Source organism: Ruegeria sp. D4 (assembly GCF_056534475.1).
Window position 1 is genome coordinate 1 of record NZ_JBQFPJ010000036.1, and the last position, 8076, is coordinate 8076.

Annotated in this window: 7 protein-coding genes and 1 pseudogene; all 8 read right to left on the reverse strand. The window is 54.4% G+C overall.

Features of this window, described 5'->3' with window-relative positions; all coding sequences use genetic code 11:
* Positions 1–94: pseudogene (locus ACR0MI_RS23440) on the reverse strand (IS5/IS1182 family transposase); the annotation flags it as partial.
* Positions 95–1055: 961 nt separating this feature from the next.
* On the reverse strand, positions 1056–2042 hold the full coding sequence (locus tag ACR0MI_RS23445; RefSeq protein WP_170616074.1) for a type II secretion system F family protein: 987 nt from the start codon (positions 2040–2042) through the stop codon (positions 1056–1058).
* A 16-nt stretch (positions 2043–2058) separates the two neighbouring features.
* On the reverse strand, positions 2059–3027 hold the full coding sequence (locus ACR0MI_RS23450; protein ID WP_170616076.1) for a type II secretion system F family protein: 969 nt from the start codon (positions 3025–3027) through the stop codon (positions 2059–2061).
* Positions 3024–4412, reverse strand: a complete 1389-nt coding sequence (locus ACR0MI_RS23455; protein WP_480855730.1) for a TadA family conjugal transfer-associated ATPase — start codon at positions 4410–4412, stop codon at positions 3024–3026. The genes ACR0MI_RS23450 and ACR0MI_RS23455 overlap by 4 nt, the downstream gene beginning before the upstream one ends.
* A 14-nt stretch (positions 4413–4426) precedes the next feature.
* On the reverse strand, positions 4427–5653 hold the full coding sequence (locus tag ACR0MI_RS23460) for an AAA family ATPase (RefSeq protein WP_170616078.1): 1227 nt from the start codon (positions 5651–5653) through the stop codon (positions 4427–4429).
* Positions 5653–6300 carry a TadE/TadG family type IV pilus assembly protein gene (locus ACR0MI_RS23465; RefSeq protein ID WP_170616080.1) on the reverse strand — a complete coding sequence of 216 codons (648 nt, stop codon included), beginning with the start codon at positions 6298–6300 and terminating at the stop codon, positions 5653–5655. Before ACR0MI_RS23465 ends, ACR0MI_RS23460 begins: the two co-directional genes overlap by 1 nt.
* On the reverse strand, positions 6297–6794 hold the full coding sequence (locus ACR0MI_RS23470; protein WP_170616082.1) for a TadE/TadG family type IV pilus assembly protein: 498 nt from the start codon (positions 6792–6794) through the stop codon (positions 6297–6299). Before ACR0MI_RS23470 ends, ACR0MI_RS23465 begins: the two co-directional genes overlap by 4 nt.
* Before the next feature lie 12 nt (positions 6795–6806).
* On the reverse strand, positions 6807–7922 hold the full coding sequence (locus tag ACR0MI_RS23475; protein ID WP_480855733.1) for a hypothetical protein: 1116 nt from the start codon (positions 7920–7922) through the stop codon (positions 6807–6809).
* Positions 7923–8076 lie beyond the last annotated feature (154 nt).

The window sequence follows — 8076 nt, forward strand, 5'->3', positions numbered from 1 at the left end:
CGAACCAGATCGTCAGCGAACCCCGGCGCTTGAGCGCTTCGTTATAAGCTGGCCAGTTCTTGGTCCTGTAGGTTGGGGGTGTAGGTCTGCTAATGCATCCCAGCTACCACACTGGATTCACAAGATGAATCCCTCACGCGTTTTGTGCAACAGAGCCGATTGCGAGACTTCGATCAGTGAGCGCGAGACGATTATCGGCGAGTGCTTGCTGCAATCGAAGAGCTTCCTTCAACTTTCCAGAGCTGGTACGTTAGGTGATCAATTCCCGATACTAGCAAAGAAGAGATATTGGTGTTCGCGGAAGGAAAAGGAACTTCGCTCAGCCCCGGGGATTTCTTCCCAATAGCAAAGAGGCGGAGGCCGCAAAATGAGGCATGCAACCTCCGCCCAAAGGGTTTCGTCATCAAATCAACAATCAACATGCCAAGCAATTTGGGATCATGATTTGGCCATTACACGGCAAATCAAAGAAGGCGGATTGCTATGAGAATCAACCAGATCGGGCCTCTCACCTCGCCTCGCCTCGTCGACATAGAGAACTTAGCGGGAGGACACTGAAACACTTCTTGTAATACCCAGTAGTTACTTGGTTGCAGTATGTAGAGTGTTTCTAGGCCGAAATATTCTACGGGCCGATACATTTTCAACACGTGTATTGACAAAAACAGACAACACACAATACCACTCAGGACAGCATACATTTTGGGAAATATGTAGGCTGCCCTATGGGGGTTTACCCATAAACATAAGGTTTCATGGGCGCTAGTTCGATTGTTCTAGATGCTTCTCGACCGCACCAAAAATCCTTTTAAAGCAATGTAAAATTACCCTGAAAGTGAGGCGGATTTAGGCTGCCTTAGATTGCGTCCCGCGCTTGGCAAAATATGCTTGCTGGCCATGTAGCGCTTTACGTCTGTGAAATAATTGATCTGGCGGATCGTTGAGGCAGTTTTTTGCAAGCCGAAGGTCACCGGAGCATATCCGAATTCTGGATGTGGCTAAAGTCACCACGGAATGACCGCTTAGTCGAAGATCTCATTACCACCAGCTTTGCATCACCCAAACATGTTCACCCAGCGGATCAGCATTGGCGCAAGGCAAATCAACAACAAAACGGGCATCATGCACATGGCCATAACGGCGGACATTTGCACTGGAAGGCGGTTTGCCTTTTCCTGAGCACGTAGTTCGCGATCAAGCCTCATGTCAGTCGCAAACCTGCGCAACGATGCGGAAATGCTGGTGCCATACTGGTTGGATTGCAAAAACGCGTTGGCAAATGAACTCAACTCGTCGATTCCGACCCGGTCGGCCATGTCAAGAAAGGCGGCCTGTCGTTCCTTGCCCGCCTGCAATTCCAGCTGAAGAATTGAGAACTCCTGCGAAATCTCGGGCGCCGCACTTGCCATCTCATGTGACACACGGATCATCGCTGCATCAAAACCCAGACCGGCTTCAATTGCCACCTGCAGCAGATCGAGTGCGTTTGGCAGGCTGTGTTCAATTGCCTGGCGGCGTTTCTTTATGCGAAAGCGCAACCAGATTGCGGGTCCATAGAAGCCCGAGACCATCAAAACCGTTACGATCTGCAATGTGTTCATCCAAGTAACACCCTGCAATATGCCGGCGATCCCCAATTGAACCTGGGTTTCTATTGGCAGCGCCATGGCTGCGACAAACGTGGCCGGCAGGACAAATCCCAAAATTACACGGCAGGTGTAGTATGTGCGAATGGCGTGCTTTCGTTGAATGCCAGCCTGTCTTAGGAGCTTGCCAATCTTGGAACGTTCGTTCTTCGACGACGGAACGAACGCCTTGAGAAGCCCGTGCGGATCACTGTTGTCGCCTTGTATGAGGTCAAAATCCTGACCGTGCCCACTTGAAACTGACCCTCCACGCATGCGCTGCGCCGCCGTATTGTCGGCCTCGGTTAACCCGGACAGGCCCATGACAACAAAGAACACGCTAAGGGCAATTCCTACGAGCAAAAAGAACTGCGGCGAGAGGCTTTGCTCACTCAGAAACTCTTGAATAATATCCATATCATCAGCCCCTTTTTTAGAACTTGAACTTAACCAAGCGGTTCAAGATGAGCCCCTGCGCAATTGTCAGGCCTACAATCACGCAGGCGAAATAGGGAAACAGTGGGTCATTGCGAACGTCGCCGTAGAAGGTAGGCGTGGAAATTTCGATCGATAGGTAGATAATTATCGGCAAGATCGTGAGGATTAGGCTGCTCAGACGCCCTTCAGCGGAAATCGCCTTGATCTTTTTCTGCATGGTGTGCCGGTCCCTGATGGTCTGGGACAGGATGGTCAGAACCCGCGCAAGGTTGCCGCCGGTTCCATGCTGAATGCCAATACTTACGGCAAGGTACTTTGCGTCCTCGGTGCCAACGCGTTGCGCAAAGTCGTGAAAGGCAGTCGCGACATCATCGCCGTAATTGATCTGATCTTTGATGATGCCAAATTCCGTGCCGATTGGATCCGGCAAGTCCGTTGCGACGTTTCCAACCGTAACAGCAACCGGATGACCAACCTTCAATCCCCGGGCCATCAAATCCAGAGCGTCCGGCAGTTGTTTTGTCAGCTTCTTCGATCGAGCGTTCTTCATGGCGACCAGCACGATGAACGGCCCAACGAGACCGAGAACCGCGCTCAGAAGGGCTGCCAATTCCTGGACGAGAAACCGGGACGCGCCTGCGAAGGTCAACAAGGCCAAGAACACGACTGCGAGGGCAGCCCATATCGGACTGATCGTTAACCCCGCTTGAACGAGCAAACGGCGAAAACGAACTATTGGACCGGCTTTTTCTCCGGCGGCGAGCATCGCGGGATCCCGAAGGACTTGCAGTACTTGATCACTTGAGGCTCCGTCCTGAATCATCTTCATGCGCCGGTTCCTGGCTTCGCTTTGGGTTTCCCTGCGAAGCAGAAGCTGGTGCAGACCCTCGTAAACCAGCAGAATGCCCAGAAAAATCGCGATATAGATCAGAATGTTCAGTGTGTTTGGTTGCAGATCAATCATGACGTCATTGCCCCGAGAATAAACATGTCGCTATCCACATCAATGCCCGCGGCAACCAGTTGGTCGAAGCATTTTGGGCGGATGCCGGTCGGCAGGAACTCTCCCAATACATCCCCGTTTTCAGACTTTCCGCGACGTTTGAAGACAAAGATGTCCTGCATGGTGATCGTGTCGTCCTCCATGCCGGTGATTTCCGAAATGCTGACGACCCTGCGTGTGCCATCGCTGAGGCGGCTCAGTTGCAACACGATTTGGATGGCCGAAGCGATTTGAGACCGGATGGTCTTGATGGGCAATTCTGCCCCCAACATAGTCACCATCTGTTCCACCCGACTGAGCGCATCACGCGCTGAGTTTGCGTGAACGGTCGTCATCGACCCGTCATGGCCGGTGTTCATGGCCTGAAGCATGTCAAAACATTCAGCCCCACGAACTTCCCCGACAATGATGCGATCCGGCCGCATCCTGAGCGCATTGCGCACCAGATCGCGTTGAGTGATCACGCCCTGGCCCTCCGAGTTTGGGGGGCGGGTTTCCAGACGAACCACATGGCTTTGTTGCAGCTGAAGTTCGGCGGCGTCCTCGATTGTTACGATACGCTGATTGCCGTCGATAAAGGATGAAACGGCGTTCAGCATCGTTGTTTTGCCGGAACCGGTGCCACCGGAAATCAGGATGTTCAACCTTGCTTCGACCAGCGCCTCCAGAAGCTTGGCAGCTTGGCCGTTCATGCTTTCTCGCTGAACGAGCTTGTCGATCGTCAAAGGATTGCGCGAGAATTTGCGGATCGACAGCGCAGGCCCGTCCACGGAACACGGGCGAATGATTGCGTTGACACGGCTGCCGTCTTCCAGGCGCGCATCGACCCATGGCTGGGATTCATCAATGCGACGACCGACTTTGCTGACGATCTTGTCAATTATCCGAAGCAGATGGCGTTCATCGCGAAAGCGTGCCGTCGATTCTTCTAACAAACCAAAGCGTTCCACGTAGACTTGATCATATGAGTTGACCAGAATGTCGTTGACCGTCGGGTCTTCCAGAAGTGGTTCCAGCGGACCCAGCCCCATCACTTCGTGAATCAACTCGTCGACCAGTGATGTGAAAGCCTCGGACCGCAAATGAAGGTTTTCCGCCTCGATCAGGCCTGTCACCAACGATGCGATCTGACGTTTCAGCTCCGACCGCTCAACCTTGTCGATCACGGACAAGTTTAGCCGGTCAAGAAGTTCGCCGTGCAAGCGGCTTTTGAGCTCCAGATGCGCTTGCAGATCAACGTCCACGGGTTCCGGAATCACCTTGGGCCTGGGCACTTCGATTGGCTGCTCAAGGACCAAGACATTCGAATTGGATGCAGCCTTGCGTGATCTATACTCATTGAACACGGTGATCTCCTTTTTTAAGTCGTTTTTGTCGCCACGGGCCGAACGTCTTCAGACATCGCGCCAGCAAGTTTTGTCAGGGCTTTGCCAAGGTCGGATCCTGGCTTCATGTCCACGATGGGACGCCCAAGATCGACTGAGTTGCGGGCGACCTTGTGGTTCTCGGGCAGCCAGTGTTTCAGCTTGGTTTTCAGGACTTTCTCTGCCTCGCGAACGTGCCCCGGCTTGAGCAGAGTCTTAGGTTCGCGGTTCACAATAACCTCGACCGGAAGAGAGACATTGGCTTCGCGGTAGAAATCAATCAAACGTCGCGCTTGGCGCACGCATGGCACGGTTGTGTCAGTAACCAGCGCAAGCTGGGTCGCACGCTTGAAAATGGGTTCGACCCATTCGACAACGGCACAGGGCAGGTCGATGACAATATAGTCGTAACGACGTTGAAGCAGATCGAGCATACCTTCGAGAAGGTTCGTATGTATCGACTGAAGCGGAACCAAAGGGGCAGGCGCGCAAAGCACGTCGATGCCGAGTTTGTGGCTCTGAAGGATCGATGACAGGAAATGGTCATCGGGCTCATCCGAGTTTTCGATGAACTGAAGGCACCCTCCGTTGTCTTCGAGATCCAGAAACACGTTTGCGTTTCCGAATTGCAGATCGAAGTCCAAAAGTGCGACGCGTTTTTTCTCAGTCTTCCGAAACAAGGAGCCCTTGCTGCCCACCAGCGAGCACGCAAGGTTCACCGCAACAGTAGACGCGCCGATACCGCCACGGGATTTTGCAACCGGGATAACCCGACCCAGAGCAGACAGACCGTTCCTGGTCGGAAGCTGCGGAACGGTGCGCGATATGGTTCTTTCACTGACCGCAGCTTTCAATCCCTCGCCATCGATCGACAAGGGAAGCACTTCGTCGATACCAATTTTCCGCAGTTCACGGGCTTTGGTGATCGAAAGATCATTCTGCGTCAGCGCCACGAACAAGGTGTCATCATCGCGATGCGTCAGCAGTTCTTCGACGGCTTGTACCTCGCCCGAGTCATCCGGGTCGATTTCAAATATCACCACGTCATGCTTGAACGCCATTTCGCGGGCGGTTCCGTTCAGTGTTTTGAACGAGCCAGCCAATTCAGAAACCTTGTTTTCTCTGACAGCGGGAAACGCGTTTGTGACCGCCTGCGCGATTGTTTCTCCTGCTGACAGAAGCATGACCGATTGTGACTTGAGATCTGAAACGTGGTTACTCATTACCCTGACTCTCCTAATGCAAGGTCTTCAGCAGGCAGCGAGACGCTGAAATTGGAATAGCCGGCTGTCGAAGAGATTGTGCTGCTTGTCGCACCCGCGGCGTTGGCCAAAGCGGCCAGAGGCGACACGAACTGAAAATCACTCAGGTTCAGTTCAACAGTGACCATGGGTGTGTAAGGGCCGCCCAGGAAACCCAGATTGGAATTGAAATCATAGGAAAACTGCAGTGCGCTGATGGTTGTGCCCGGTGGCAGAAGCGGACTGACGCGATCCCAGATTTCCGACGCAGTGGCGTTGGTGGCGATACCTGAACACGCCGGGGTCATGGGATCGGCGCATATGCCGACCGAGGCACTGCATGAGGTGCCGAAACGAGGTTGGAGTGCAGATGTTCCTCGCGTGTGGGTTTGCGGAACGCCAGCACACGCAGGTGGACGCACCACGGCGATACGAGCGGCCAACTGCGCTGCTTTTTGTGCGTTCACTCCACTGTACGAAAGCCTGCCAAAATCCAACAGTGCAAGGAACAGGAAAGAAAACAACGACACGACCAGAGCAAATTCGACCAGAACGCCACCATGCTGCTCTTGCAGGAATGAGCGACCGCTCTGTCGCAAACGCGCGTGGATATCCAGCAGGCGTCTCATTGGCCAAAAATCCGCGATGTATCAGCGACGTCCGTGGTCACCGATGTCGCACCGCTGCCGAACAGCGTCAGGATGCCGCCCAGCGGAAACTGAATGGTGATATTGGCACTCACCTGGCCAACAGGGGCGGGGTTCATTCGATAGGTGCCGGACACGCAAGACAGGCTTGGCGTCACGGAATTGACCGTCACGCTGGACGGAAACAGGTTATTTCCGTTGATGTCCTGCTCAACAATGCTTTTCAAAGTCGTGGTCAGCCCCGCAACAGAGCCACCGGATGTGCAGATATCTGCAGGTGTAACTCGCGACAAGTAGCGGCTGGCATCGCGCACACCGGCAATAACCGACTGGTACGACCACATAAGGCGCGCCGACTCCAGAGTTACGGCCAATAGAAGCAACATGACCGGCATAACAAGGCCGAACTCGACAAGGATTGCGCCGTCGTCGTTCCTGGCGAAACGTTTGAAAGGAAATCTGTGCCTCATACTCATGAACGTACGCCTTTAACGATACAACTGTACGACGTCGCGGAAGATGCCACCGAAGCCATTACCGCCGCTCCCAACACCGGTGACATCCGGGAAGCCGACGACCTCGCCGTGAATGTCAAAACTGGGTGGCGAGCTGCCATCATCGCCCACCGGTTCCGTCAGGAAGACGGCAACGAATTTTGTTACGGGAACCCCGGTCGTCGAACCGGAAACAGGGTTTTGTGCGCAATCAACGCCGGCCGCTGTTACAACGCGCCGCGCCGGGTCATTCGACATTTGGCTTGAACACATTGGGCGGCCGGTTTCGGCAAGCGAAGGATCAAGGATGGCGTTTGCGTTTGGTGCTGCGTAAGGGTTTGTATTCCCGTAGGCAATTTCCCGAAGATACATCCCGTATCGCGTGCCCGCGAATACTGAATTCGACCCTGACAACAGGGGCAGGTGAGCGTCACTGCCAACACCGTCCGCCAGCCCATCGGCCAGATCGTGGTTCCGGTTCAGGTAGCCGGCCCGATCCCAGGTGCCATCGCCGAAACGGTTGTTTCCGCCGCAGGTACCCGCCGCCATGCACAGGTCGCGACCAAGGCCGGTTGTGTCGGGTGTCGGTTGTTCGTTGCCTTGAATGCAAGCGCCGCCACCGTTCTTTTCAATGCCCTTGATCACGTTCGGCGCCGGTGCGAAATCTATGTTGTTTTTCTCGCCATTGAGAACAGAGCGGTAGATGTCAAAACGCACGTTGAATGCCGCGTTTGTGATGCCGACTTTCTGCCCTGGTTCCGTGTCCAGCCCGTTGGTGAGAATGCACTGGGTGATCTGGTTTTGCGCCGCGATGAGGCACGCCAGTTTGTTACCTCCTTCGTCTGCACACACACCCGAGGTGTCCTGGAAGTTTGCCAGATCGATGAAGCCAAAATTACCGGGCCCCCAGGCAGTACTGTTGCCGCCACTGCGAAGCAGGATTTGATCGCCGACTGTCAGAGTGGACTCCCAATTCGGCGGAAGGCAGAACATGAGAGGTGAAATATCGCACGCGGCTTTCGAGTATCCGGCCACCGCTTCGGCCGAAACGCTGGCCGCCGAGAAACCGCTCCCTCCAAGCATTTTGTCCAGTGCGGAAGCAAGGCTCATGCTCAGCGATTTCGGTGTTAAGACGACGTGCGCGAACTTTGCTTGACGCGGGTCTGTCGTGAGGTCCGCGCCGAGCGGCGTAAGATCTGAAGCTGGAAGCGCAGAGTGAACCGAGAGGGTATAGTCAGATGAACCTGAAACCGGGGCGCTGCCT